At 63.1% G+C, this 25054-nt stretch carries 26 protein-coding genes, 1 tRNA gene and 1 pseudogene; 11 read left to right on the top strand and 17 right to left on the bottom strand.

Going from position 1 to position 25054, the window contains the following annotated elements; all coding sequences use genetic code 11:
• Positions 1-409 precede the first annotated feature (409 nt).
• Positions 410-1714, top strand: a complete 1305-nt coding sequence (locus IC761_RS02780) for a TadE/TadG family type IV pilus assembly protein (RefSeq protein ID WP_438265077.1) — start codon at positions 410-412, stop codon at positions 1712-1714.
• Positions 1715-1763: 49 nt separating this feature from the next.
• Here IC761_RS02780 and IC761_RS02775 read toward each other — a convergent pair whose 3' ends face one another.
• The 3 genes and pseudogenes from IC761_RS02775 to IC761_RS02765 form a co-directional block, all read right to left on the bottom strand.
• Entirely contained in the window at positions 1764-3332 is a 1569-nt protein-coding gene (locus IC761_RS02775) for an amidase family protein (RefSeq protein ID WP_195801785.1), read from the bottom strand.
• A gap of 123 nt (positions 3333-3455) precedes the next feature.
• Positions 3456-4489: pseudogene (locus IC761_RS02770) on the bottom strand (aldo/keto reductase).
• Between the two features lie 12 nt (positions 4490-4501).
• A complete protein-coding gene (locus tag IC761_RS02765) occupies positions 4502-5683 on the bottom strand; it encodes an MFS transporter (RefSeq protein WP_195801784.1) in 1182 nt (393 codons plus the stop codon).
• Between the two features lie 98 nt (positions 5684-5781).
• Between IC761_RS02765 and IC761_RS02760 the strand changes: the two genes are divergently transcribed.
• Complete coding sequence (locus IC761_RS02760; protein ID WP_195801783.1) at positions 5782-6741, top strand: LysR family transcriptional regulator; 960 nt, start codon at positions 5782-5784, stop codon at positions 6739-6741.
• Here the strand turns inward: IC761_RS02760 and IC761_RS02755 are convergent.
• The 4 genes from IC761_RS02755 to IC761_RS02740 are packed head-to-tail and all read right to left on the bottom strand — an operon-like array spanning position 6724 to position 10125.
• Entirely contained in the window at positions 6724-7704 is a 981-nt protein-coding gene (locus tag IC761_RS02755) for an SGNH/GDSL hydrolase family protein (protein ID WP_195801782.1), read from the bottom strand. The genes IC761_RS02760 and IC761_RS02755 overlap by 18 nt on opposite strands.
• Positions 7704-9536: a carbamoyltransferase family protein gene (locus IC761_RS02750; protein ID WP_195801781.1), complete on the bottom strand. Its 1833-nt coding sequence runs from the start codon at positions 9534-9536 to the stop codon at positions 7704-7706. The genes IC761_RS02755 and IC761_RS02750 overlap by 1 nt, the downstream gene beginning before the upstream one ends.
• Positions 9537-9546: 10 nt before the next feature.
• Positions 9547-9696 (bottom strand): DUF5989 family protein, encoded by a 150-nt coding sequence (locus tag IC761_RS02745; RefSeq protein WP_195801780.1) that lies wholly within the window; start codon positions 9694-9696, stop codon positions 9547-9549.
• Between the two features lie 9 nt (positions 9697-9705).
• Positions 9706-10125 carry a hypothetical protein gene (locus IC761_RS02740; RefSeq protein WP_195801779.1) on the bottom strand — a complete coding sequence of 140 codons (420 nt, stop codon included), beginning with the start codon at positions 10123-10125 and terminating at the stop codon, positions 9706-9708.
• Positions 10126-10264: 139 nt separating this feature from the next.
• On the opposite strand from IC761_RS02740, the gene IC761_RS02735 reads away from it, so the two are divergent.
• Complete coding sequence (locus tag IC761_RS02735; protein ID WP_195801778.1) at positions 10265-10501, top strand: hypothetical protein; 237 nt, start codon at positions 10265-10267, stop codon at positions 10499-10501.
• Between the two features lie 351 nt (positions 10502-10852).
• Positions 10853-11065, top strand: a complete 213-nt coding sequence (locus IC761_RS02730) for a ClpX C4-type zinc finger protein (protein ID WP_195801777.1) — start codon at positions 10853-10855, stop codon at positions 11063-11065.
• 354 nt (positions 11066-11419) lie between these two features.
• Here IC761_RS02730 and gstA read toward each other — a convergent pair whose 3' ends face one another.
• The 9 genes from gstA to IC761_RS02685 all read right to left on the bottom strand — a co-directional run bounded on the left by gstA (position 11420) and on the right by IC761_RS02685 (position 18296).
• On the bottom strand, positions 11420-12052 hold the full coding sequence (gstA, locus tag IC761_RS02725) for a glutathione transferase GstA (protein WP_195801776.1): 633 nt from the start codon (positions 12050-12052) through the stop codon (positions 11420-11422).
• Between the two features lie 225 nt (positions 12053-12277).
• On the bottom strand, positions 12278-13132 hold the full coding sequence (locus IC761_RS02720; RefSeq protein WP_195801775.1) for an arylamine N-acetyltransferase family protein: 855 nt from the start codon (positions 13130-13132) through the stop codon (positions 12278-12280).
• Positions 13133-13424: 292 nt separating this feature from the next.
• Positions 13425-13946: a methyltransferase family protein gene (locus IC761_RS02715; RefSeq protein WP_195801774.1), complete on the bottom strand. Its 522-nt coding sequence runs from the start codon at positions 13944-13946 to the stop codon at positions 13425-13427.
• Between the two features lie 36 nt (positions 13947-13982).
• Complete coding sequence (locus IC761_RS02710) at positions 13983-14222, bottom strand: hypothetical protein (RefSeq protein WP_195801773.1); 240 nt, start codon at positions 14220-14222, stop codon at positions 13983-13985.
• On the bottom strand, positions 14219-14764 hold the full coding sequence (locus IC761_RS02705) for an RNA polymerase sigma factor (protein WP_195801772.1): 546 nt from the start codon (positions 14762-14764) through the stop codon (positions 14219-14221). Before IC761_RS02705 ends, IC761_RS02710 begins: the two co-directional genes overlap by 4 nt.
• 5 nt (positions 14765-14769) lie before the next feature.
• Positions 14770-14976, bottom strand: a complete 207-nt coding sequence (locus IC761_RS02700; protein ID WP_195801771.1) for a YgaP family membrane protein — start codon at positions 14974-14976, stop codon at positions 14770-14772.
• A 369-nt stretch (positions 14977-15345) separates the two neighbouring features.
• Entirely contained in the window at positions 15346-15936 is a 591-nt protein-coding gene (locus IC761_RS02695; protein ID WP_195801770.1) for an NAD(P)H-dependent oxidoreductase, read from the bottom strand.
• A 3-nt stretch (positions 15937-15939) separates the two neighbouring features.
• A complete protein-coding gene (locus tag IC761_RS02690; RefSeq protein ID WP_195801769.1) occupies positions 15940-17313 on the bottom strand; it encodes a cytosine deaminase in 1374 nt (457 codons plus the stop codon).
• Positions 17314-17390: 77 nt separating this feature from the next.
• Entirely contained in the window at positions 17391-18296 is a 906-nt protein-coding gene (locus IC761_RS02685; RefSeq protein WP_195801768.1) for a LysR family transcriptional regulator, read from the bottom strand.
• A 5-nt stretch (positions 18297-18301) separates the two neighbouring features.
• On the opposite strand from IC761_RS02685, the gene IC761_RS02680 reads away from it, so the two are divergent.
• Genes IC761_RS02680 through IC761_RS02655 form a run of 6 tightly spaced genes read left to right on the top strand, consistent with a single transcriptional unit; the run spans position 18302 to position 24076 of the window.
• The gene (locus IC761_RS02680; RefSeq protein WP_246791426.1) at positions 18302-19495 is read left to right on the top strand and encodes an ABC transporter substrate-binding protein; all 1194 of its coding nucleotides are present in this window, start codon (positions 18302-18304) and stop codon (positions 19493-19495) included.
• Positions 19496-19553: 58 nt separating this feature from the next.
• A complete protein-coding gene (locus tag IC761_RS02675) occupies positions 19554-20354 on the top strand; it encodes an ABC transporter permease (protein ID WP_195801767.1) in 801 nt (266 codons plus the stop codon).
• Between the two features lie 46 nt (positions 20355-20400).
• Entirely contained in the window at positions 20401-21420 is a 1020-nt protein-coding gene (locus IC761_RS02670) for an aromatic ring-hydroxylating dioxygenase subunit alpha (RefSeq protein WP_195801766.1), read from the top strand.
• A 24-nt stretch (positions 21421-21444) separates the two neighbouring features.
• Entirely contained in the window at positions 21445-22845 is a 1401-nt protein-coding gene (locus tag IC761_RS02665; RefSeq protein WP_195801765.1) for an FAD-binding oxidoreductase, read from the top strand.
• On the top strand, positions 22842-23687 hold the full coding sequence (locus tag IC761_RS02660; RefSeq protein WP_195801764.1) for an ABC transporter ATP-binding protein: 846 nt from the start codon (positions 22842-22844) through the stop codon (positions 23685-23687). The genes IC761_RS02665 and IC761_RS02660 overlap by 4 nt, the downstream gene beginning before the upstream one ends.
• A gap of 5 nt (positions 23688-23692) precedes the next feature.
• Complete coding sequence (locus tag IC761_RS02655; RefSeq protein ID WP_195801763.1) at positions 23693-24076, top strand: RidA family protein; 384 nt, start codon at positions 23693-23695, stop codon at positions 24074-24076.
• Positions 24077-24359: 283 nt separating this feature from the next.
• Here IC761_RS02655 and IC761_RS02650 read toward each other — a convergent pair.
• A tRNA-Ser gene (locus IC761_RS02650) sits at positions 24360-24449 on the bottom strand.
• Positions 24450-24646: 197 nt separating this feature from the next.
• Here IC761_RS02650 and IC761_RS02645 point away from each other — a divergent pair.
• Positions 24647-24988, top strand: a complete 342-nt coding sequence (locus IC761_RS02645) for a hypothetical protein (RefSeq protein ID WP_195801762.1) — start codon at positions 24647-24649, stop codon at positions 24986-24988.
• Positions 24989-25054: the final 66 nt, after the last annotated feature.

The following is a 25054-nucleotide window of genomic DNA, read 5'->3' as shown; positions in this document are numbered from 1 at the left end:
TTCCTTCTCCTCTTGTGTCGGAGAAGGTGCAGCGTCTTCGCGGCGACGACAGCATCCAAGTTTGCTGCTCTCGGCGCTCACGCCGTCGCATCATCGGAGCGACGCGCGAGAGCGCGATGACGATACTACCGGCGATATCGTCCTCTCGCACTTCAAGCTGATGAGCACTCACACCGCGCGGCATCCGCGCGCGGTGAGTACGTGCACCGAAGCACATGAGCATCGCTTCCAGATTGCTGCGGGACGCGACCGATCTCTTGCGCGAAACATCTATTTTTATGGGGCTTCTCGATGTGTCGGCGACACAAACTGCAACACGCGGACACACGATACGCGCATCGCGGTCAACCGTTGCGTAAGTTCCGCGATGCTAGTTTGGCACATGGTTTTCGCTCAAGGATGCGCCTGCTTGACCATTGCCGCCGGGAATGCTCATCGCCTGCTCTCGCGCTTTGCTTCTGACCGGAGTGGCAATATCGCCATCATCTTCGCGCTCGCGCTGCTGCCGCTATTGTCCTTCGTCGGCGCCGCCGTCGACTATTCCCTCGCCGCGCGGGCCAAAACCAAGCTGGCCGCCGCGCTCGACACCGCGGTTCTGGTCGCCACCGCCAAGAGTGAAATCACCAAAACCGCATCGACCGCACAGAGCGATGCACTGAACACCTTCTCCGGACAGATGTCCGCGCTTGGCATGAGTTCGAGCTCCGTAACCATCACCGTGTCCGACAGCGTCACCACCCGCACCGCCACGGGAACGGCGACGTCGTCGGTGACGACGTATTTCATGGGGATCCTCGGCTACAAGACCATCGGGGTCTCGGCGACCTCGACCGCCGCGGCCTCGCTGCCGGCCTATATCGACTTCTACGTGCTGCTCGACAACTCGCCCTCGCAGGGGCTGGGCGCAACCACGGCCGACATGACGGCGCTTCAGAACGCGACCTCCGACAGCTGTGCCTTCGCCTGCCATGACACCTACACGTCGAGTACAAAAAAGACCAAGCAGACCAACAGCTACTATGCGATCGCAAAGAATCTCGGGATCAAGATGCGGATCGACCTGGTGCGAGACGCGACGGAGTCGCTGACAGACACGGCGACCGCGAGCCAGCTCGTCAGCAACCAATACAGGATGGCGGTCTACACCATGGGCAGCGATTGCGCCTCGATCGGCCTCAGCACGATCTCGGCGCTCTCCTCAAGCCTCTCCTCAGTGAAGACGTCCGTCGCCAACGTCGACCTGATGACGATCCCTTACACCAACTACAACAACGACATGTGCACCGATTTCGACGGCACAATGTCGTCGATGAACAGCACGATTCCGACGCCCGGCGACGGCTCGTCATCCTCGCCGCAGAAATGGCTGTTCTTCGTCTCGGACGGCGTGGCCGACTATTATTACCCCTCGAGCTGCAGCCAGACCGTGATCACCTCGTCGGGACGATGCCAGGAGCCGCTGACGACGACGATCTGCGACACCATCAAGGCGCGCGGCGTCAAGATCGCGGTGCTCTACACCACCTATCTCGCGATCACCAACAACAGCTGGTACACCACTTATATCGCGCCGTTTCGCAGCACGATCGGGACCAAGATGCAGGCTTGCGCGACGTCAGGCTATTATTACGAGGTCTCGAGCGATGCGAGCATCAGCGATGCACTGAATGCGCTGTTCCAGAAGGCGATCGCCGCCTCGCATTTGACGAACTAGCCCTCCGCCCGGGCTTCGCGCATGACACGCGAGGCCCGTATCGGGAGGCTCAGGCCATGGTCTTCCAGAGTTGATGGACAAGCACGCCGGCGCGCTTCTCGATCGCGGCGGCCGCATCGAGCGCGAGGTCCTCGCGATAGCGCCCGGAGATGAGCTGCACGCCGATCGGCTTGCCGTCGTGCACGGCGACCGGCACCACGGCGCCGGGCAGACCCAGCACGTTGATGGCGGAGATGAAGCGCATTCCGCCCCAGAACACCTCCTGCACCCGCTCGGCGCTGATCGTGTCGTCGCGCGGGCCCGGCGTCGGAGCCACCGTGGTCGGTGCCAGCACCACCGGATAATCCTCGAAGAACAACTGCCAGGCGCGGATATGGCCGTTGCGCGCGGCGGTGGCGCGCATCCAGGCCGGCAGATCGAGCACATTGGCCCTGGTCTTCATGCCGTTCCACGCCTTGTGGAAGTCCTCCGACGTCACCTTCAGCATGCCAGCCTCCTGCATCACCATCGTCTCGTTGGTGATGATGTCGCACCAAGTCTGCCAGACGCCGTTGATGTCGGGCACCTCGACCTCGCTGACGCGATAACCGGAGCGCTCCAGATGATCGGCGGCCTGTCGCAGCGCCGCGGCAACCTGTGGATCGACGTCCATGTCGTCCGGGATCTTTGCCAGCGCGACCTTGATCGGACCCTTCGGCTTCGGTCCGGTGAGCGGCGCCGGCACCCACCAGGGATCGCGCGGATCGCGCTGGCTCATCACCTCCAGCGCAAGACGGACGTCGGCGACGTGGCGGGCGAGCGGGCCCTGCGCCGACATCAGATGCGCCAGCATCGGCCGCTCGGCCGTCGCGCTGCCATTGAAGGCGGGAATGCGGCCCTGCGTCGGCTTGATCGTGGCGACCCCGTTGCAATGCGCCGGCCAGCGCAGCGAACCACCGATGTCGTTGCCATGCGCGATCGTGCCGATGCCGGCGGCCACGGCCGCCCCCGCGCCGCCCGAGGAGCCGCCGCAGGTGATGTTCGGATCCCAGGGGTTCAGCGTCAGCCCGTGCAGCGGATTGTCGGTGAAGCCGCGGAACGAGAATTCCGGCGTGTTGGTGAGGCCGATGACGATCGCGCCGGCCTTCTTCAGGTTGCGGACAACCGGCGAGTCCGACGGCGCAACAAGATCCTTGTTAGCGGGAACGCCGTTGAAATTGGGCCGGCCTTCGTAGTCGACGTTCTCCTTGATGGTGATCGGCACGCCGTGCAGAAGGCCGAGCTCGCCACCTCTGGCGCGCTGCTTGTCGGCGGCGTGCGCGGCCTTCAGCGCCTCCTCGCTGAGGTCGACGACGACAGCGTTGAGCGTGGGATTGACGGCGCGCATGCGCTCGAGATGCGCTTCCACGGCTTCGACCGCGGAGATCGCACCGGCGCGGATCGCGGCGGCGGTGTCGACCGCCGACCATTGCCATGCCGGCCCCTTGGGACGACGCGGCGCGGGCTTGTTGGCCGTTGTCTTGACCTTTGTCTTGGCTGGCTTCGCGACGGCGCCCTTGCGGGCCGTGGTCTTCTTGCTCGAGGTCTTCGCTGCTTTCTTTGAAACGCTTTTCTTCTTGGTCGCCGTCTTCTTCGCCACGTCGCATCTCCTGAAATTGCGGCGGGGAGGTTACGGAGCGCGATCGGACCTGTACAGCCGCGTTTCTGCATGGCGCACCGCTGCGATGCAACGATGCGGCGAATTGTCAGCGATCGCCCGCTCTCACACCGGCGGCGGATTCAACCGCACAAAACCCTCCTGGATGCGATAGGGATAATAGGGATAGGGCGGCATCACCTCGCTAGCGTCGTCGAGACGCTTGATCTGATTCGCAGTCAGCGACCAGCCCACCGCGCCGAGATTGTCGCGCAACTGCGTCTCGTCGCGCGCCCCGATAATCACGGAGGATACGGTCGGGCGCGCCAGCAGCCAGGCGATTGCGACCTGCGGCACGGTGCGGTCGGTCTCCGTGGCAATCGTATCGAGCACGTCGACGACGGCATAAAGCCGCTGCCCATCCACGGGCGGACCGAACTGCGCGGTGGCATGCAGACGGCTTTCCGGCGGCAGTGGCTGGCCGCGCCGGATCTTTCCGGTGAGCCGGCCCCAGCCGAGCGGACTCCAGACCAGCGCGCCGATGCCCTGGTCCCGCGCCAGCGGCATCAGTTCCCACTCATAGTCGCGGCCGAGCAGGGAATAATAGACCTGGTGCGCGGCATAGCGTGGCCAACCGTGCCGGTCGGCCATGGCGAGCGACTTCATTAATTGCCAGCCGGAGAAATTGGAGACGCCGGCGTAGCGCAGCTTGCCGGCGCGCACGAGCGTGTCCAGCGTCGACAGCACCTCCTCGATCGGCGTGAACGCATCGAAGGCTGAAGCTGGAGCAGGTCGATATAATCGGTGCCGAGCCGCCGCAGCGCCGCTTCGACCGAGGCAAGCAAGCGATGCCGCGACGAGCCTGCGTCGAGCGGACCATCGCCCATGGGCAGGCTCATCTTGGTCGAGATCAGCACCTTGTCACGGCGGCCCATGACCGCGGCGCCGAGAATCTTCTCCGACGCACCGTTCGAATAGACATCGGCGCTGTCGAACAGATTGACACCGGCCTCGAGGCAGATGTCGACCAGCCTGCGCGCGTCGTCGGCGCTGCTGCGGCCCCAGGCCGAGAACAACGGACCCTGACCACCGAAAGTACCGGTGCCGAAGCTAAGGGCAGGGACTTTCAGGCCTGAGGCGCCGAGATTGCGGTATTCCATCATCGCTGTCCGCTATTCCGCCGGGCACGCCGCGACTGCGGCCTGTATGCGGTCGAGCCGCAGGCTCCACAGCGCGAGCACGAGGCCTAGCGCCGTGATGCCGGCCGCGACTAGCGGCAGTGCGGAGAGGCCGAGCCCGCGATCGATGGTAACGCCGCCGGCCCAGGCGCCGAGCGCGTTGCCGAGATTGAAGGCGGCGATGTTGAGGCTCGAGGCGAGTGTACGTCCGCTGGAGCCGGCCGCTTCCAGCACACGAAGCTGGAGCGGCGCTACTGTTGCGAATGACGCGATGCCGAGCAGCAGGATCAGCGCAATCGCTGCGATCTTGACCGACAACACGACGGCAAGACCGAGCAGCACTATGGCAAGCCCGGCAAGCGTGCCGATCAGCGCGCGTGCCAATCCGCGATCGGCGAGCTTGCCGCCAGCGACATTGCCGATCGCGAGCCCAATTCCGAACACCAACAGGATCGGCGAGACCGCGGCCTCGGAGAAGCCGGTGAAGCGCGTCAGGATCGGCTGGATGTAGGTGAAGACGACGAACAAGCCGGCAAAGCCGAACACCGTCATGGCGAGGCCGAGCAGCACCTGCGCCTTGCCGAGCACCGCGATCTCCTCGGCGAGTGAGATCGCTTTGTCGCCGTTGCCGACATGGCCGGGCACCAGTGCCGCCACCACCGCAAAGGCGATCACGCCGATCAGGGTAACCGCCCAGAACGCCGCACGCCAGCCGAGCATCAGGCCGAACCAAGCGCCGAACGGCACGCCCAGCAGGGTGGCGACCGTGAGACCGATGAACATGGTTGATATCGCAGAGGCACGCCTGTCCTCGGCAACCAGACTGGTCGCCACCACCGAGCCGACGCCGAAGAAGGTGCCGTGGGCCAGCGAGGTCAGCACGCGCGCGGCCATCAGCAATTCGTAATTCGGCGCCAGCGCGCAGGCCGCATTGCCGAGCGTGAAGATTGCCATCAGCGCGAGCAGAATGGTCTTTCGGGGCATCCGCCGCGTGAGAAGCGTCAGCACCGGCGCGCCGACGAACACGCCAAGCGCATAGCCGGAGATCAGCAAACCAGCGACCGGCACGGAGACATGCATGTCGGCGGCAACCTGGAGCAGCAGGCCCATGATGATGAATTCGGTGGTGCCGATGCCGAAGGCACCGGCGGTGAGCGCGAGGACAGCGGGAGGCATGCGAGGCTCCAATGGATGAGACGAGCCACGCAGATAGCTGCACCGCGGCAAAACCATTAGGATGTCGGCAATCCAATCATTTGTGACATGAATTCAACATGGCCCGTTTCGACACCAACCGCTCCGCCGAGATGGAGGTCTTTGTCCGCGTCGTCGATCTCGGCGGCTTCACCCAAGCTGCGCGAAAGTTGCGCCTGACGCCGTCGGGCGTGAGCAAGCTGATCTCGCGGCTGGAAGCGCGGCTCGGTTCTCGGCTGATCAACCGCACGACGCGCAAGCTCACGCTGACGGAAGAAGGCCGGGCGTTTTACCAGCGCGCCGCGAGCATCCTCGCCGAAATGGAGGAGGCCGAGCGCGAAGCGGCATCAGGCGCCGCGCCGCGTGGCCGCCTCACGGTCAACAGCAACATCCCGTTCGGCATGCTGCATGTGATGCCGCTGATTCCGCGCTTCCTCGAACAACATCCCGATGTCACGCTCGATCTCGTGCTAACCGACACGCTGATCGACCTGATGCAGGAGCGCGCCGATGTCGCGATCCGTGTCGGGCCTCTGCGAGCGTCACGTCTTGTCGCGCGCAAACTCGGCACCAGTCGCATGGTCGTGGTCGGCGCGCCGAACTATCTGGCGCGCTTCGGCACGCCGAAGATTCCGGCCGATCTCGCCGAGCACCGCGGAATTGGCTGGACCTTTCCGCGCTCGATCAGGGGCTGGCCGTTCAAGCGCGGTGAACTCTCCGAGGAAGCCATGCCGCCACCGGCCGCGCGCGCCAGCGACGGCGAGGCTGCCCGCAGGCTCTGCCTCGGCGGCGTCGGGCTCGCCCGCCTCGCGCTGTTCCACATCGGCCCCGACATCGAAGCCGGCCGCCTCGTGCCGGTGCTGCAAGGCTACAATCCCGGCGATCGCGAAGACATCCACGCTGTCTATGTCGGCCATACCGCGCCGCTGCCCACGCGCGTCCGCGCCTTCATCGATTTCCTCGCGGAGCATGTGCGGGCGAGCGACCCGGCGTTGAAGCGCGCAGGCGACGGGACGTGGAAATTAGTTGCGGGACGCTAGCAGATCATAAATCCTCTCCGCCACCAGCTTGTGCCCCTCCGGCGTCCAATGCCCGCCGACGCCGGCACCCGGATAGACCTCGGCACCGTCGAACGTCACGAACGGGATCTGCCGTTCCTGCAAATGACGGACGAGACCTGCATCGGTGGTCTCCAGACCGACGAGGAATTTTGCACCATTGGCTTCGACGAAGTCCCTGATCTTGTCGACGAGCTTTTCGGTTGGATCCGGCACGTCCACCTTCGGATGCGTGAACTGGAGGTAGACGGCGTTGGCAATCCGGATCAGCCAGGAGTGCTGCACCCACCAATTCTCCTTGATGGCCTGCAAGCGCGAGGTCGGTACCGGTTGCCCCCTTAGCACCAGCGATCCATCCGCCGACGTCGCGAAGTAGGGCTTTTGATAGCCCTCGTAGCGGATGTTGGTGCTGTTGTCGGCGCGATCATTGTCGGTGCAGAAGATCAGCACGACGATCGCAGGCTTCACTTTCGGCCATAGCCGCTTCAAGAACAGATATTCCTGGTCCGTGCCGTAGCCCGACACGCCTGCCGCCAGGATCTTGTGGTCTGGAATGCGCGGCTTCAGCAGATCGCTGAAGCGCTCGCCGACCTCGGCATCGAGACCCCAGACAAAGGAATCGCCGAGGAACATGATGGTGGGCTTGCCGTCGGCTACGGCCTCCTCGTCGCGCAGGCCAAGGCTGTTGTGGGTGGCGTGGATCGTTCGCGCATTGGTCACGATCGAGATCGATCCGGGCACCGGCATCCAGCCAAGCTCGGCGTCGTAGACATAGCTCAGCGAACGCTCGGTGACGCCTTCCCGCAGCTCGCGGAAGTCGGCGAGCCGAAGCACGAGCTCCAGCGCCGCCAGGGTCACGATCGTCATGATCGCCATCGCAGCCAGCGGTTTCAGCAAGCCGCGAAGCTTCGAGCCTTTGGGAGCGGCGTCGCCGGTGCTGTCCATCAGTCGAGCTCGAACCGGTTCTTGTAGTCGAGCTTCAGCGAAGGCGGCTGGTCGTCCTTGTTGAGGAAGCAATTGCCGACCACCAGCACCTCGATGTCGCTGCCCATGAAGCAACGGAATGCATCTTCCGGCGTGCACACGATCGGCTCGCCGCGCACGTTGAAGCTGGTATTGACCAGCACCGGACATCCCGTCGCTTCCTTGAAGGCCGTCAAGAGATCGTGGAACCGCTTGTTGGTGTCGGCATGAACGGTCTGGATCCGTGCCGAATAATCGACATGGGTCACCGCCGGAATCTCCGATCGCGGGATGTTGAGGCGCTCGATGCCGAACAACTTTTCGGTTCCGGGATCGGCCGGCAACCGGCGGCGGGCCAGAACATCGGCGACGATCAGCATGTAGGGACTGTCGCAGTCGAGCTCGAACCAGTCGGCGACGTCCTCGCGCAGCACGGCCGGCGCGAACGGGCGAAAGCTCTCGCGGAACTTGACGCGCAGATTGAGCGAGCTCTGCATCGAGGGCGAGCGGGGATCGCCGAGAATGGAGCGCGCGCCCAGCGCACGCGGGCCGAACTCCATCCGTCCCTGGAACCAGCCGACCGCCTTCTCCGCCACCAGCGCCTCGACCGTACCGCGAATGATCGCCTCGTCGCCGCGCTCGGTGAACACGGCGCCGGCCGCTTGCAGGCGTGCCTTGATGTCGGATTGCGAGAAGGACGGCCCGAGATAGCTGCCGGCCATGGCATCGCTCGCGACGGGCGTCCGAGGCTGACCTGCAAACTGATGATAGGCCGCGAGCGCGGCGCCGACCGCGCCGCCGGCATCACCTGCGGCCGGCTGCACAAAAATCTTCTCGAACTTGCCATCGCGCAGGATCTTGCCGTTGGCGACGCAGTTGAGCGCGACGCCGCCGGCCAGGCACAGATTCTTCGACACGCCTTCGCGCGCGAGGCTGCGGGTCAGACGCAGCACGATCTCCTCGGTCACATGCTGGACCGACGCGGCCAGATCCATGTGGCGCTGCTCGAGAAGCTCCGACGGATCGCGCGGCCTGCCGCCGAACAGGGCGTCGAAACGGCCATTGGTCATGGTGAGGCCGGTGCAATAGTCGAAATAGCCGAGATCGAGCTTGAAGCTGCCGTCGTCCTTGAGATCGACGAGATGCTCGAAGATCAGCCCGGCATATTTCGGCTCGCCATAGGGTGCGAGGCCCATCACCTTGTACTCGCCGGAATTGACCTTGAAGCCGGTGTAATAGGTGAAGGCGGAGTAGAGCAGCCCGATCGAGTGCGGAAAGTTGATCTCGCGCCGGATGTCGAGCGTGTTGCCGCGGCCATAGCCGGCCGACGTCGTGGTCCATTCGCCGACACCGTCGAGCGTTAGGATCGCGGATTCGGTGAAGGGCGAGGCAAAGAACGCCGAGGCTGCGTGGCTCTGATGATGATCGGCAAACAGCAGCTTCGCCTCCCAATCGACGGCGTCATCGATCTCGCGAAGGTGGTCGCGAAGCACGCTCTTCTGGAACAGCTTTTCCTTGAGCCAGACCGGTATCGCCTTGCGGAACGACTGGAAGCCGCGCGGCGCAAAGGCCAGATACGTCTCGAGCAGGCGCTCGAATTTGAGGAACGGCTTTTCGTAGAACACGACGTGGTCGAGCGCGCTGGCGTCGATGCCCGCCTCGGCGAGGCAGTAGCGGACGGCGGATGCGGGAAAGCCGGAATCATGCTTCCTGCGCGTGAAGCGCTCCTCCTGCGCGGCCGCGACGATCTTGCCGTCGATCACGAGCGCTGCGGCACTGTCGTGGTAGAAAGCCGAAATCCCGAGGATGCGCATCCGGGCCTGCTCAGAACAGCGTGTAGATGAACGGCGCCAGCGCCGAGCCCTTGGTCAGGACCAGAAGCCCCCCGAGCACCAGCATCACGGCAAAGATCGGTATCAGCCAGAACTTTCGGCGAGACCGGATGAACGCAAACAACTCACGCAAGAATGACATCGGGTCCGCCTAAAATTGCTGGCGCATCGATTCGGAGATGGGTCTCGGGTCGGAACGAGGCAGCCAATAGCTCGGCGCCGCGCGGTCGCGCGACAGCCGCAGGAAATCCATGCCGGACAGCCGCATGATCCATCCGATCGGCAGGATCGCGCCGAAGAACAGGATGGCCATGATGACCGGGTTGACCACGCGGTACATCAACAGGCCGAGCTTCAGCCAGACGCGGTTGGCAAGTGCGAGAGAGCGCGGCCACAGCAGCGCCAGTACCGCGAACACGAGCGCGGCGCCAAGCCAGATCGGCGCATGCGATGAGGCCTTGTAGAGGCCGAGACCGCCGATCAAGGCAAAGACCACAGCCATCGTCAGCCCGAAGCTGCGATTGCTCGGACCGACAATGACGTCGTCACGTTCCGATTCCAGCACCTGCATCGGGATGCCCCCCGCCGTCAGACTGAAGCTGATCGTTCTTTACAGAGTGCCCCCACACTTCGCCAGCATATTCTCCAGCGAAGCGTGCAGCTGCACAGCGCCTCGCGCTCGGGCGGAAGCGACATCGACATGTCATGGAATGTCGGCCGACGCCTGGCGACGCCGCATCGGGGGCCGGGTCGACAAGAAAAAAGTCGAAAACAACCCCATGCACAGTAGCCGACCGCCCGCCGGCATTGCGCTTTTCCAAATCTTCGATTTTTACGAAATCGAGTTGACCCGTCGGGCAAAACAGGCGCATGATGTCATCATGCCTGGTGGGACGCGTGCGTCGCCGGCGGAGACATCGTCGAGATGGCGGAAGGCTACCGTCTGACTCCCAAGGCCGAGGCGACCCTGCTCGGGCGCTTTGCGGCGATCGCCGGCCCCCCAGGGCCAATAAGCCAGCGCGATGATTGAGATTGATGCGATGCAATGTCAGAAATTCCTTGCTCGCGCCGGCGGCGTACACGTGTTGCGGCCCAATCAGGCTGCTGATGGAAATCTGGAGAGCCGGGCTTGAGAGATGATGGCAGGCTCTCGGAGAACGAGCACTTTCATCTAGGCCCCGCAAGGCCTATCGCGAAGGCGATCGGGTGCATGAGTGGGGCAAGGTTTACCTGAGGACTGACGAGTGGGAGGAAAAATACTTTCCGCACGTCCTCAAGTGAGGCGGAAGGATCAGAGGATGACGACCTCAGGCTTGATTTGCTCCTTTTGTGGAAAGGAGCCGGAAGAAGTTGTTTTGATAGTCAACGCGGTATCCGTGAGCGCAAAAGGTCAGCAGACAGCCGGTGCGATTTGCAATGAATGCGTTGAACTGTGTGTGCAGCTCATCGGTTTGCAAAAGCCGGAGTGGCTTGAGCGGCACCGCCAGTTTGTCGCCACGCTCGGAAAATAAAGCGGCGCGATGTCGCCTGTTGGCCTTTCGCGTCTATCTGGGAGGCTGATCGAGATTACCGCTATTGAGGGGGTATGCGGTCCACCCCGCAACATCGGTCGCAACATCGGGGGATCCACGACGCGTAGTGCTGAATGGCAGAGCATCGCAGACTTGCCAATTGGAGCGCATCGCGGGCTGCAGCATCATAGGGGAATCGCGAGGGAGGAGTGCCCGCCAAAATCGGCCGGCTCTGCGATCAACCCGGTTCAGTTGTCGAGTTTAGTGCACTGTCACCGTAATACCCAAATTCAGCCGAATCTTCGAGTTGAGTGCACTATCTGATGATGCATGGGATAAACCGTATGTGCGCCGTCAATGAGGCTGAGAGGTTGGCCACGGCACCAGCCCCTCGGTCTTGAGCGCAGCAATAACAGCAGGACGGGAGCCTAGCCGCCCGCGGTAAGCCAGCACAGCGCGATAGGGCGACAGGTCAAAGTCCACCCAGCTTGCCCAGTTCGACACGACGTAGAGACGAACATCTGCTACGGAGTATTCGCTCCCCATCAGGTACTCGTTCGACGCGAGATGGCTGTCGAGATGGGCGAGGCGGCTCCTGAGACGCGCACGGAACACTGCTCGACCTTCCTCAGGTATGCCTTTGTAGAAGAGCGGCGAGAAACCTCCCTTGTGCATCTCGCTGGCGAGGAAATTCAGCCAGGCCTGCAGTTTGACCCTTTCGATCGTGCCATTGGGAGGTGCAAGCTTCTTTTCTGGAACGAGATCGGCAATGTGTTGGACGATCGCGGCTCCTTCCGTGAGCAGGGTCCCGTCATCAAGCACAAGAGCCGGCACGTACCCGAGAGGGTTCACGCTTCTGAAGTCACCGCCACCCGAAATGGCTTTCGTATGTTCATCGATTTTGACGGGCTCGAATGGAAGCTCCGCTTCGCGAAGAACAATGTGCGGAAGCAGAGACGATGAGCCGGGTGCATAAAACAACTTCATGGGATCATCGCGCGTTTGCGGGACAAAACCTAGCGTATCACACCCGCGTAGTGCAAGATCGCGGAGCGTCGCAGACTTGCCGATTGGAGCGCGTGGCAGGCTGCGGCATCACAGCGCCACGGCGAAATAGTAGTGCCCATCTTCATCGGTCGTGGCGCGCCATTTTTAGGCTGGTCACGTTTTGGGCGGGGGGCCACGCAGTGACGTTAGAGCAGGACCTAAATTTTACGCAAAGAAGGGATGCGGAGCATCTCCCGTGCCTTTGGTCTTCATAACCGACACGCAGTTGTCGATCTCCTGATCGGACATGTTTAGTCCGAATTCGCCACGCAGCACATCCTTGAATTCCCGCTCGTCTGCCAGCCAGCGCTTCTCCGAATGCCCGTCTGCGTCGCGCATCGTGACGCGCGCGTTGTACATGGTGATGCGACTCCGGTTCGGTCCCGGTTTCGCCGCGATAATATTGCTTTGATATGGAGTCTCCGGGTGCGTTGCGGTGTACCAATTGGTGATTTCGTATTCGCCATCGAAGCGCGGGTAGGGGATTACGCGATAAATGTGGTGCCAGCCATCTTTGAGCAGCGCCTGGAGTGTCAGTTCGCCATCAACATCGATAAACCGCATCAGTTCGTGTGGCGTCTCTTGTTCGATATGCGGCGCAAGTAGGAGCGCGGAGGTCGGCGCGAGATTTCCGAAGCCGACGTCGGCGAGATAAGTTCCTTCCGGCAACTCTACTTTCAACAGCATGTGGATCGCCGGGCGTGGCGCGTCGATGGCTAGGCCGCGTACAACGCGTCCTTGTAGGCTTGTGATTCTGAATCCGAGCGACCGCAGTCCGGCTCGAAACAGCATGTTCTGTTCGAAGCAATATCCGCCTCGCTTGTTAGCGATCATCTTTCGCTGAAGTGTCGGCACATCGAGCTTGGGCGTACGCCCGAGCATGATATCCAGCGTTTCGTAAGCTATTGAATGCGAGTGCGCGAAGATCAGTCGATTGAGGGTGCCGAGAGTTGGAGTGACTGGTCCCGAATATCCAATGCGCGCCAGCCAGGCGTTCTGATCGAATTGTGTGTCCGACATCCAGCTCCCCCCGAAATCGCAACGCCTATGTTGCTACTCTTAGCACGACCGGGAAACGTTTGAGGGGGATCGCAGGCGGCCGCGAGCAAGAATGTCTGAGGAGGGCAGTACGGGGATCTAGCTAGAAGGCGCAGTGCCGGATCGAAAGCCGTCGCATGATTGCGAATTGGAGCGCGTAGCGGGCTGCGGCCTCATAGCGCCACGGCGAAACTATGGTGCCCATCTTCATCGGCCGTGGCGCGCCATTTCACGACGGGCACGATACCACGCCCCTCCCGCGGCGGCGTCCGCGTCACGAATGATTCCGGCGTCGTGCGGCTCGCCAGGGCGTGAGCCGCGGAATCCAGCGCGGGACGTTGGCCCGGAAATCCTCGTATTCCATTCCGAACGTACGAACGAGCGCCGGCTCCTCGTACCCCACGACGAACGCGTGGAAGGCGAGCCACACCAACACACCGTACGCAAGAAGGCGCTGGTCGCCGAACAGGGCCGCTTGGCCCAGAATGACGGCGACAAGGGCAACGTAAATAGGATTGCGCACGTAGCGATAGAGACCCGTCACCACGAGGTTCTGCGTCGGTGCGATCGGCGCGGGCGTGCCCAATCCTTGCAGCGCAAAGCGTGCAAACGAGTCGACAAGCCCGGGTAGACCGGCGACGATCAACAGGATCCCGAGGGCGCGCGTCGCGTCGAGATCGAAGAAGGGCGGCCGAAACTCCCAACGCGTAATCCACCATGGAACGAGCCCCGCCACCGAGCTGGGCGCGACCGCAAAGAAGAGTGCAGAGCCCAAGACCGCGATCATTTTCGGCATGGCACATCCTTCCCGTCCTGTCACGCACGCCAACAACTATCTGATCGTTGAATCGCGAAGGCCTTGCGAAAGCGTCTCGACCAGGCCCACTGTCCAGCACATCGGGCATCCGCGCAGCGCGACGAGGGCGGCGACGCCCGCACCCAGGGATAGCCAAGGGTGCGCGGTCTGGTGGACGATGGCCCAAGCGAGCAGCGCCGCCGCAGCTGCGCCGCGCATCAGGTGTGCGCCCAGGAAGGCGCTCCCGAATATGCCGACTCCACGAAAGTAAGTCATGTGCTCTCTCGTCCGCCGTCCTTTGTGCCAAGCAGGTATTCGCGCACCAATGCGCGGGCGCGGCGCAGGCGGCTTTTGGCCGCTTCGCGCGTCACGCCGAGCCGCCCGGCGATTTCCCCAATCGTCAGATCTTCGAGATCTCGCAGCAGCAGCACTTCGCGATGGGACGGCGAAAGCGACTCGATCGCATTGACCAAGTCGATGCGTAACTCGTCCGGGGGGACCTTTGCGAGCGCGCGTGACTCTTCCAGGCTGGCGAGCTCCTCGACTCCGCGCATCAGCATCAGCGCCGGCAGCATGCAAAGGCGCGCGATGACGGTCAGCAGCCAGCCGGCGAGTGCGGCTGGACTGCGGATCGTGCCCACGCGCCGGTACACGACGATGAGGGCTTCCTGCACCACGTCTTCGATCACCGAGGTGCGGTAGCAAAGGCGCCGGGCGTAGCGTCGAATGTCCGGCTGCAGCGCCACCAACAGCTGTGTCAGCGCGTGCCGGTCACCCGACTGTGCCGCGAGCAGGAGATCGTCTGATACGCGCGCCAAGGCAGTCACCCCTTCAGTGGCTCGCGCCCGCCGATGGCGCAGGCAGGGCAATAGCCGAACACGCCGGTGACCAGCGTCACGACACCCGCGCCGCTGAGCAGTAGCCCGAGCGGCGAAGCGTGCAACGCAACCACGCCGCAGATGAGCATCAAGCCCCCGCCGATCAGCCTGGCCGCGCGCTCCCACCGGCCAACGTTCTTCCTATACCACATGGTTCTGTGCTCCGGTTCGTGACGCGCCGCTATGGCGCATTCACCCAGACAAGAGGGCGCAAACCCGCCGCCGGGGTCGCGGCACAAAAAATAATTTGAGGGGGTGGCAGCTTCAGCAGGCTGGCATGGGCGTCGGACGGAGAGAGTGTCAGTCAATCCCGTTGACGCAATTGCCGTTTTTCATTCAGGCGGATGGGAACCTGCGGTCCTCACCACGAGAGCCATTTCCGTTCCGATGGAATCGGAACGGAGGCTCTCGATTGCCGCGTCTCCGCAAAATGATGCGAAGGGCCAACAATCGGCGACGACGATATCGCCGCTGTGCGGATGCCACAGTAGCATGATGTTTCAGCGGTCATCAAACGGCACCTATCGGCCGAGCCGCTCCAGCGCCTTCGCCACGCGTCCGATGAAGGCGATGCGCCTGGCTTCCGTTGCAATGTTGAGATGATAGAGCGCATGGTAATCCACGCGCGCATGGCCGCCGGTAAACCAGCGCAAATAGCGCTTGACGATCCTGCGCGGCGGATCGCCCATCCACAGCGCCATGTGGCGCGGCCGGCCGTAGGTGACGATGCCGACGATGCGCGTGATGTTGCCGAGTGTCGGCTTGACCTTGGCCGGATCGCTGATGTCGAAGGCAACACCCGGCATGATCATGCGGTCGAGAAATCCCTTGAGCATCGCCGGCATGCCAAAGCACCAGGTGGGAAACTGCACCACCAGCACCTCGGCGCGCTTCAGCCTCGCGACGTAGCTTTCCAGCCCGACCTGGTTGCGCGACATGTCGTGATAGTGCCGCCGCGCATCTTCCGACAGCACGGGATCGAACCTCTCGGCGTAGAGATCGAGCAGATCGACCTCGTGCCCGGCTGCTTCCAGGGCCTCGAGTGCCTCGGCGCGGATGCCGGCATGGAAGCTCTCAGGCAACGGATGGCAGTAGATGTAGAGGACTCGCATGAGCTATTCTGCGGCAGCCGTTGTGCCCGGCAAATCATCGTCTGCCCAAAGCTCCGAATAATCCGGCAGCTTCGCGGCAAGCCGCCGGCCGCCCTCGAGGACGACACGGTCGGCCTGCGGCCGGCTGACGATCTCGTTGAGGCTGCGCGCGTTGAATACGATGAGCCGCGCCGGCGCACCCTCCCCGATCAGTCCGTGGCCCTCGAATTTCGCGATGCGCGACGGCACGCTGGCCACCAGCGACGGCGCTTCCGAAAGCGGATGATCGAAATGCAGGATGCGGACGGCCTGCCGGAACGTGTCGACCATGTCGTGGTCGCCGTAGGCATAGAAGCTGTCGCGGCAATTGTCGCCGGCAGCGGCCACGGGGATTCCACGCTTGATCATCTCGTGCACCACGGTGACCCCGCGCCAGCGCGGAGTTCGGCCGCTGCGCCGGTCCTGGAGATACATGTTGACCGTCGGCAGTGTCACGATGGAGATGTCCGCTTCAGCCAGCAGGTCGAGCGTCCGGTCGATTTCGCTCTCGCTCTGCACGGCAAGGCTGCAGCAATGGCCGCAGACGACGCGGCCCTTGTAGCCGTGCCGGAGCGCCGAGTGCGCGATGATGGGCAGCGTCGCGGCTGCCGGATCGTCCGTTTCGTCGACATGCAGGTCAATATCGAGGTCATGGCGTATCGCCAGCGCGAACAGCCGATCGAGCTGTTCGTCGATGTTGGCCTGCGGAGCGCCGTGTGTGCCGATCGCCGGACGCGTGACGCCGCCAAGCAGCCCTCCGGATTCCTTCACGATTGCGGCGACGCGGTCACCGAAGGACTCCATCAGCAGTTCGATCGGGCAAAGCGAGACCGCCTGCAGATCCACCCGGCCGGCCCATTCCTCACGCATCTCGCGCAGCACCGGCCAGCTTCGCTCGGCGTTGTCATGATAGGTGTCGATGTGCGTGCGGATTGCCGAGACACCGTGTGCGTGGGCGCAGCGCAATCCGAAGCCCATGCGCCGGCGCAAATCCGGCGCTTTCCAGTTCTGACGGTCGGCCGCTGCGGCAAGCCGCGCGTTGTTGAAGGTTCCGTCGATATTCGGATTGCGCTCGATCGAATGGCCCTTGTCGAGATGCGTATGGACGTCAATCAGCGTCGGCCATACCTGGCGGCCGCCGAGGTCGACGCGCGCGATGGCATCGTCGCGAGCATCCAGCGCGGGCACGATGCGCGCAATCTTGCCGTCCTCGACCAGCACGTCGACGCGCAAGACACCTTCAGGATCGACGTCCGCCGACATGGCGGGATTTGCCAGCAAGCAAACCGGAATGCGCGCATTGGCTAGCCAAAAGCGCGGCGCGTCGGACCACGCGATATCGGCGAAGTGAATTTTCATAGGCGGTATATACAATCGTGTCAGGAGAACGTAGCAAGCATCATTTTGCGTCCGCGGCGATGCCTATTCGTCATCGTTCATGTCAGCCGCAAGCCTGGCATGGCAACGCGCATCTCCTCGACCAGCACACTCGGAAATGCATCAAGTGTGCCACGGGCACGCACCGCAAGCTTGATGGTGATTGGATCGACCTTGAGATCCTGGAACGGGATGAAGACAAGATCCCCGCGCGCGACATCGACACCGATATCCACCGGGTTGAGGAAGGTGACGGCATTGCCCTCGCGCACGATGCGCATCATGAATTCGATCGAATTGCTCTCGATGGTGGGATGCAAGGGGATGCCGGCGCGCGTGAACGCGAGATCGACGACCGGCCGGATGGTCATGGATGCGTCGGACAGCACCAGCGGGAATTCGAGACAGTCGACGAGCCAGGCCGCATTGCGGCGCGTCAGGGGATGTCCCGGCGCGACCACCGCACCGAGATGGAGATCGTGGCTCGCGACGACGCGCAAGCCCGGCCCCGTGGGGAAATTATAGCCCAGTGCAATATCGGCCTCGCCCGTGAGCACCGCGTTGGGGATCTGATCGAGCGGCAGCACGCGCAGTCGAATATGCATGCGCGGATGCGCACCCATCACTCCGGCAAGGAACCCCGGCAAAGGACCGCCGGCGAGGCCGTTCATTGTCGCGATGGTCGCTTCACCGCGCTGAAGCCCCTTGAGTGCCTCGATCTGCGCCGCGACACGCTGGCTCGATTTCAGCGTCTCCCGGACATGCATGATCAGGATCTCGCCGGCGGAGGTCAGCCGCAGGCGGCGCGGCATGCGCTCGAAAATCGGCGCCCCGAGCTCCGTCTCCAGCGCCAGGATCTGCCGATTGATCGCGGAGGACGCCACGTTCAGCCGCGCCGCGGCTTTGCGGATCGAGCCGAGCCGCGCCACCTCATCAAGATAGGTCAAGATTCGGGCATGGAGCATGGGCGATGAGCCTCCGGTCACGCGAGTCTTCGTGCGCTGAGTTCGTGATGGCGGGCCGTTGCTTAGTGCCGAAGCTGATCGCCCAAGAACTCATCACCGATGCCGTGAAGGCATCACAACGCACTAAAATTGATGCTTTCTCATCATTCGCATTTGCTGACATCCTTGACAAGCCGGATCACACCCAACGGATGTCCCAAATGACCACGCTCGCACGGATTTCCCGACTTGGCTTCGCTGGCGCCATGCTCCTTGGCACCGCCCTCGCCCCATCCTTTGCGGCTGCCGCGGACAAGATCACGCTGCTGTCGAGCTGGTTCGCACAGGCCGAGCATGGCGGCTTCTATCAGGCCAAGGCGACGGGCCTGTACGACAAGGTCGGCCTCGACGTCACCATCAAGATGGGCGGGCCGCAGGTGAACGGCATGCAGCTTTTGCTCGGCGGCGAAGCCGATGTGATCATGGGCTACGACATCCAGGTGCTGCAATCGGTGGCAAAAGGCCTGCCCGTGGTCACCATCGGCGCATCGTTCCAGAAGGATTTGCAGGGCATGATGACGCATGACGACGTCAAGAGCCTCGCGGGCCTCAACGGCAAAGACATCCTGATCGCCAGCTCGAGCCACACCACCTTTTGGCCGTGGCTGAAAGCCAAATATGGCTTTGCCGAGACCCAGGCCAAGGCCTACACGTTCAACCTTCAGCCATTCTTTGCCGATGCGAACGTTGCCCAGCAGGCGTACCCTTCGTCCGAGCCGTTCCAAGCGATCCAGAAGGGCGTCCCGGTCAACTTCTTCCTGTTCGCCGACGACGGCTATCCGCCCTACGGCACGACGATGGTGACCACGACCAAGCTGGTCGCGGAGAAGTCCGATGTGCTGAAGCGTTTCGTGCGCGCGTCGATGGAAGGCTGGAAGAGCTATCTCACCGACGACCCCGCCGCTGCCAACGCATTGATCAAGGCGGACAACCCGAAGATGACCGACGATCAGATCGCCTTCGGCATCAAACGCATGAAGGAATTGAAGGTCGTCGATGGCGGCGACGCGCAGGCCATGGGCATCGGCGTGATGACCGACGCACGCTGGAAGGCAACCTATGACTTCATGGTCGCTGGCGGCCTGCTCGACAAGAGCGTCGACTACAAGAAGGCGTTCACAACGCAGTTCATCGATGGCATGAAGATTCCGATGAACTGACACGCAGCGCGGCGCACGCCCGTTACGCCCACCCGAATGCGACAGACGAGTGCCGGCCATGCGACGACCCAAGGCCAGTTCCGCTCTTACCGAAGTGCTGCCGCCCCTGGTGGTGGGCGTGATCATCGTCGCGGCCTGGGAGGCCGCCTGCCGCATCTTTGTCATTCCCGCCTACCTGTTTCCGGCGCCAAGCGCGATCGCACAGGCGATCGTCAACGACACGCCGGGGCTGATGCGCGCGCTTTGGAGCACCTTGAAAGTGGCGCTGATCGCGCTCGGTCTTGCGACCGCGATCGGCTCGGCACTCGCCTTCCTGTTCGTGCAGAACAGGCTGATCGAGCGCAGCTTCTTCCCGTACGCCGTCATCATGCAGGTGACACCGATCGTGGCCATCGCCCCGCTGATCATCATCCTGGTCAAGAACACGCAGGTCGCGCTGATCATCTGCGCCACCATCATCGCCGTCTTCCCGATCATCGCCAACACGACCATCGGCCTTCGCAGCATCGAGAGCGGTCACCAGAACCTCTTCGCCATCAACCGTGCCACGCGCCTGCAGAGCCTCATCTATCTGCGCATCCCGAGCGCCCTGCCGTTCTTCTTCGCCGGCCTGCGTATCGCCAGCGGCCTCGCGCTGATCGGCGCGGTAGTGGCCGAATTCGTGGCCGGCACGGGCGGCCGCAGCGCGGGCCTCGCCTACGAGATCCTGCAGTCCGGCTTCCAGCTCGATATCCCCCGCATGTTCGCCGCGCTGTTCCTGATCACCGCCACCGGCATCGCCCTGTTTCTGGCCATGGCCGCCCTGTCGAGGCTGGCGCTCGGCCGCTGGCACGACAGCGAGGTCGAACAAGAATCTTGATGTCCCACGAGTTGCCCGCAATACGATATGTCCTGACGAGGTTCGCATGCTGACCACCAAGCAGAAGGTTCTGCGCCGTTTCTGGTATGCGGTGATGCCGCTCTCCGATCTCGCGGATGGGCCGAAGCCGTACCGTCTGCTCGATGAAGACATCGTGTTGTTCCTGGGCCCCGATGGCAGCCCGGCCGCGCTCAGGGACCGCTGCTGCCATCGCACCGCCAAGCTCTCGCGAGGCTGGTGCAAGGATGGGCAGATCGTGTGCGGCTATCACGGCTGGACTTACGACGCCGCCGGCAAGCTCGTGCACGTCCCGCAATTTCCGGTGCAGCAGGAAGTGCCGAACCTGTCGACGCCCGCCTATTACTGCCGGGCGCGCTATGGCTATGCCTGGGTGGCGCTCGATGAGCCGCTGGCACCGATCTTCGACGTGCCCGAAGACAGCGACCCGTCCTTCCGCTACGTGCCGCAGTTCTACGAAGTGTGGAACACCTCCGCCTTGCGGATGATGGAGAACTCCTTCGACAACGCCCACTTCGCCTTTGTGCACCAGGGTACGTTCGGCCAGGCAGACCAGCCGCTCCCGGACAAGTACGAGATCACGGAAACCGACTATGGCTTCGAGGCCGAGACGCTGATCACCGTCGTCAATCCGCCGATCCAGCATCGCATTTCCGGCACCGACGCCGCCACCACCACGCGTCACATGCGCAACAAATGGTACATGCCGTTCTGCCGCCGGCTCGATATCGAATATCCGTCGGGTCTTCGCCACATCATCTTCAACTGCGCAACGCCGATCGACGACAGCCACATCCAGCTGGTGCAGTGGCTTTACCGCAACGACACGGAAGAGGACTGCCCGGCGCAGCTCCTGAACGACTGGGACTACAAGATCACACGCGAGGACAAGGACATCATCGAGTCCACCGACTACGACACACCCGTCGACGTCGCTCGACGCACCGAAGCAAACATGGTATCGGACCGCCCCGGCATGATCATGCGCAAGCGGCTGATGAAGCTCCTCGAAGACCACGGCGAGGCGGAGGTCTATCGCGCCGCTTAAACCAGAGATCACGGGCCACCGCTCATGTCCGACGCCACCCTTTCCGCTCCAGATATTCGTCCCTCCTCGCGCTACCCGATCGAGGCCCTGCTTGCGGACATCGGCGATATCGCGACGAGTCTCGATCCGGCCGATCTGCGGCGGAAGTCGCGCGACTACTACTGGTACTCGCCGATCCTCGCCACCCGGCTGAAGGACAAGGTTGCCGACGTCATCGTCACGCCGCGCGACGAGGCCGACGTGATCCGTGTCGCCGCCGCCTGCTACCGCCATCGCGTCCCGCTCACCGTGCGGGGCGGTGCGACCGGAAACTACGGCCAATGCGTGCCGCTCGAAGGCGGCGTCCTGCTCGACATGGCCGCCATGAACCGCATCGAATGGCAGCAGCCGGGCATCGTCCGCGTCCAGGCCGGCGCCAAGCTGTTCGACATCGACGCGCAGACCCGGCCGCTCGGCTGGGAGCTGCGCATGCATCCGTCCACCAAGCGCATGGCGCAGATCGGCGGTTTTGTCGCGGGAGGATCCGGCGGCATCGGCAGCGTCACCTTTGGCGGAATGCGCGAGCCCGGCAACATCCTCGCCGCGCGCATCGTCACCGTGGAGGAGAGACCGCGCGTGATCGAACTTCGCGGCGACGCGGCGCAGAAGATCAGTCGTGCCTATGGCACGACCGGCATCATCACGGCGCTGGAAATGCCGCTGGCGCCAGCGCTACCCTGGATCGACGTCATCGTTGCGTTTGACGATTTCGCGGAGTCGATTCGCTTCGGTCGTGCCATCGCAATGGCCGACGGTGTCGTCAAGAAGCTGCTGGCGCCGATCGAGTGGCCGCTGCCGCAGAACTTCGCCGGCCTTCGCCAATATTGCCCGGACGGCAAGGCAGTGCTGCTCGGCATGATCGGATCAATGTCGATCGAGAGCTTCGAGACTTTGCTCGAAGCCTTCGGCGGCACCTTGACGTACAAGGCGCCGAGCGAGGACGTGCTCACCAAAGTGCCGCTCTACGAGCATACCTGGAATCACTGTACGCTGCAGACGTTCAAGGTCGATCGCAACATCACCTATTTGCAGGTGCTCTACCCGCACGATCGCGTCGTCGAATCGGCCGCCGAGATCGGCGCCCGGTTCGAGGGCGAAGTGATGCAGCACCTCGAGTTCATCCGCATCAACGGCCTGATGACCGCGAGTGGAATCCCCGTGATCCGCTTTTCGACGCCGGAGCGCCTCTACGAGATCATGGCGGCCTATGAGGCGCGCGGGATCATGATCGCAAATCCGCATGTGCTCACGCTGGAGGACGGCAGCCGCTACAAGCGCGTCGACGCCGACCAGCTCGCCTTCAAGCATGAGGTGGATCCGCTCGGCTTGCTCAATCCGGGGAAGATGCGCAGCTTCGTTCCGCGCTCGCCGGGGGCGCTGCAATGAATGTCTTGCCCACGTTCGAGGCGAAGCCCCCCGAGCCGGTCGAAGCGCCGGCGCCGTCGCGCGCATTGCTGCGGCTTGCGGGCGTCTCCAAGACGTTCACCAACATGACATTGGCGCTGGAGGGAGTCGACCTTACCGTCCGGCCCGGCGAGTTCCTGACCTTGCTCGGGCCGTCGGGCTGCGGAAAATCCACCCTTCTGAAAATGATCGCAGGCCTCAGTACGCCCACCACCGGCACCATCGACTGGCCGGCCTCGAGCTACGATGCGCTCGGCGAGCCCGACCGATCGCTCGGTTTCGTGTTCCAGGAGCCGACGCTGCTGCCCTGGCGGACGGTGTTCGACAATGTCTATCTGCCGCTGATGCTCGGCGGCGCGCGCCGCCGCGATGTGCGCGAGCGTATCATGGAAGTGCTGGCGCAGGTCGGCCTCACGCGCTTCGCCGATGCCTATCCGCGCGAGCTCTCGGGCGGCATGCGCATGCGTGTCTCGGTGGCTCGCGCCATGGTGACCAACCCGCGCATTTTGCTGATGGACGAACCCTTCGCCGCCCTCGACGAGATCACACGCACGAAGCTCAACAAGGATCTTCTGGAGCTGTTTGCGAAGAAGAGCCTAACGGTGATCTTCGTCACCCACAGCGTCTACGAGTCGGTTTACCTGTCGTCGCGCATCGTGGTGATGAGCGCACACCCCGGTCGCGTGAGCACCGAGATCGCGATATCGGCGCCTTACCCGCGCAGCGAAGACTTCCGCGTCTCGCCGGTCTACAACGACTACTGCCGACGCGCTTCAGAGGCGCTGCGCGAGGCCATTGCGCAGAGCCACGTCGAGTCGGAGTAAGAGCGGTGCTGAGCCACTTCATACCCGCGGCAATCCGCAAACCTTTCGCCAAGTACAGCCACGCGGTCGAAGTCCAGGCCGGCGCGCGGCTGCTTTTCTGCTCGGGCCAACTCGGCATTTCGGCGGATGACCGCATCCCGGAGAGCGCTGAAGAACAGTCGGTGCTCTGCTTCGAGGCGATCGGCGCGTGTCTGACGGAGGCCGGCATGGGTTTTCGCGATCTGGTCCGCATCAACGCTTATGTCACGGAGCGCGCATGCATGGCGCCCTATATGGCCGTGCGCGACCGTTATGTGGCGATGCCGGCGCCGGCCTCGACCCTGATGATCGTCAATGGCTTCACGCGTCCGGAGTTCAAGGTTGAAGTGGAGGTGCTAGCCGCAAGGTGACCTGGCTCGTGTTATGGGCACCATGCGGTCCGAGCTTCAGCGAGTTTGTTGTTCTTCAACGATCAATCGCCGGACGACCGGCGCGCCAACGCTTTCCATTTCTGTCTTCTAAATCGACCCGCGGTCGCAAGCTCGAGTTCTGCCAGTTCGCTTCCAAAATGGCGACCACTCTGATCGCGCGGATTGTCCGATCTGCTCGCACCAATATCCAAATCTACGACGCAAGCGTGGTCGACCTGTACCCAATGGATCCGTACGCGGTACCTTCAATTTCTGAGTGATATGGCGGAGAGAGTGGGATTCGAACCCACGGTACGGTTTCCCGCACACACGCTTTCCAAGCGTGCGCCTTAAGCCACTCGGCCATCTCTCCGGAGCGCCCTCTCTTGAAGGGGCGCCGGTGATTTTGCAAGGGATCGCGGGGAAATCGGCTGAATTTTCCGTAAGTTATTGTATTTTCAAATGAATATTCAACGGCGCGGCGCGCCTTGGGAACCCGCTTCCGGCTGAACCCGCAGCCGGTTTGGCGCGACGATTCACTCAAGACCGCCAACCATCCCCGGGGACGCCATGACCATCCGTAAAACCATCATCGCGCTGAGCCTGATTTCGGCCCTTGGCGCCGCCCTCGCCGGACCTGCCAAGGCGCAAGCCTGCACCCGTCAGGGGGTCGATGTGAGCTGCGACGACGGCCGGCGCGGGGTGCTGTCGGGCGATTCCATCCTCTGGCCGGATGGCACGCGCTCGAGCTCAACGCCGCATCAGAGCGTGATCATCGGCAACAAGAGCTCGGTGCATGTCGGCCCCGGCGTGTTCGTCGGCCAGGGCAAGGGCATGGTGCCGATGGATGATCCCAACGCGCCGAACAAGCGGCAATGCGCGATACTCGATAGCGTGTCGTATTGCTATTGAAGCTGCTGGCCGCGCTCGCGCCGTACACCGTCATGCCCGGGCTTGTCCCGGGCATCCATGTTCATC

Origin of the sequence: Bradyrhizobium commune (assembly GCF_015624505.1) — a bacterium.
GTDB lineage: Bacteria > Pseudomonadota > Alphaproteobacteria > Rhizobiales > Xanthobacteraceae > Bradyrhizobium > Bradyrhizobium commune.
Note: the sequence above shows the minus strand (reverse complement) of the source record. Positions and strands in the feature narration are given on the sequence as shown.

Excerpts from the sequence above, each read along its gene's own strand:
- IC761_RS02765 (WP_195801784.1), bottom strand. The coding sequence starts at position 5,683 with ATGCCTCCCGCTGTCCTCGCGCTCACCGCCGGTGCCTTCGGCATCGGC.
- IC761_RS02760 (WP_195801783.1), top strand. The coding sequence starts at position 5,782 with ATGGCCCGTTTCGACACCAACCGCTCCGCCGAGATGGAGGTCTTTGTC.
- IC761_RS02755 (WP_195801782.1), bottom strand. The coding sequence starts at position 7,704 with ATGGACAGCACCGGCGACGCCGCTCCCAAAGGCTCGAAGCTTCGCGGC.
- IC761_RS02750 (WP_195801781.1), bottom strand. The coding sequence starts at position 9,536 with ATGCGCATCCTCGGGATTTCGGCTTTCTACCACGACAGTGCCGCAGCG.
- IC761_RS02745 (WP_195801780.1), bottom strand. The coding sequence starts at position 9,696 with ATGTCATTCTTGCGTGAGTTGTTTGCGTTCATCCGGTCTCGCCGAAAG.
- IC761_RS02740 (WP_195801779.1), bottom strand. The coding sequence starts at position 10,125 with ATGCAGGTGCTGGAATCGGAACGTGACGACGTCATTGTCGGTCCGAGC.
- IC761_RS02735 (WP_195801778.1), top strand. The coding sequence starts at position 10,265 with ATGTCGGCCGACGCCTGGCGACGCCGCATCGGGGGCCGGGTCGACAAG.
- IC761_RS02730 (WP_195801777.1), top strand. The coding sequence starts at position 10,853 with ATGACGACCTCAGGCTTGATTTGCTCCTTTTGTGGAAAGGAGCCGGAA.
- gstA (WP_195801776.1), bottom strand. The coding sequence starts at position 12,052 with ATGAAGTTGTTTTATGCACCCGGCTCATCGTCTCTGCTTCCGCACATT.
- IC761_RS02720 (WP_195801775.1), bottom strand. The coding sequence starts at position 13,132 with ATGTCGGACACACAATTCGATCAGAACGCCTGGCTGGCGCGCATTGGA.
- IC761_RS02715 (WP_195801774.1), bottom strand. The coding sequence starts at position 13,946 with ATGCCGAAAATGATCGCGGTCTTGGGCTCTGCACTCTTCTTTGCGGTC.
- IC761_RS02710 (WP_195801773.1), bottom strand. The coding sequence starts at position 14,222 with ATGACTTACTTTCGTGGAGTCGGCATATTCGGGAGCGCCTTCCTGGGC.
- IC761_RS02700 (WP_195801771.1), bottom strand. The coding sequence starts at position 14,976 with ATGTGGTATAGGAAGAACGTTGGCCGGTGGGAGCGCGCGGCCAGGCTG.
- IC761_RS02695 (WP_195801770.1), bottom strand. The coding sequence starts at position 15,936 with ATGCGAGTCCTCTACATCTACTGCCATCCGTTGCCTGAGAGCTTCCAT.
- IC761_RS02690 (WP_195801769.1), bottom strand. The coding sequence starts at position 17,313 with ATGAAAATTCACTTCGCCGATATCGCGTGGTCCGACGCGCCGCGCTTT.
- IC761_RS02685 (WP_195801768.1), bottom strand. The coding sequence starts at position 18,296 with ATGCTCCATGCCCGAATCTTGACCTATCTTGATGAGGTGGCGCGGCTC.
- IC761_RS02680 (WP_246791426.1), top strand. The coding sequence starts at position 18,302 with ATGAGCCTCCGGTCACGCGAGTCTTCGTGCGCTGAGTTCGTGATGGCG.
- IC761_RS02675 (WP_195801767.1), top strand. The coding sequence starts at position 19,554 with ATGCGACGACCCAAGGCCAGTTCCGCTCTTACCGAAGTGCTGCCGCCC.
- IC761_RS02670 (WP_195801766.1), top strand. The coding sequence starts at position 20,401 with ATGCTGACCACCAAGCAGAAGGTTCTGCGCCGTTTCTGGTATGCGGTG.
- IC761_RS02665 (WP_195801765.1), top strand. The coding sequence starts at position 21,445 with ATGTCCGACGCCACCCTTTCCGCTCCAGATATTCGTCCCTCCTCGCGC.
- IC761_RS02660 (WP_195801764.1), top strand. The coding sequence starts at position 22,842 with ATGAATGTCTTGCCCACGTTCGAGGCGAAGCCCCCCGAGCCGGTCGAA.
- IC761_RS02645 (WP_195801762.1), top strand. The coding sequence starts at position 24,647 with ATGACCATCCGTAAAACCATCATCGCGCTGAGCCTGATTTCGGCCCTT.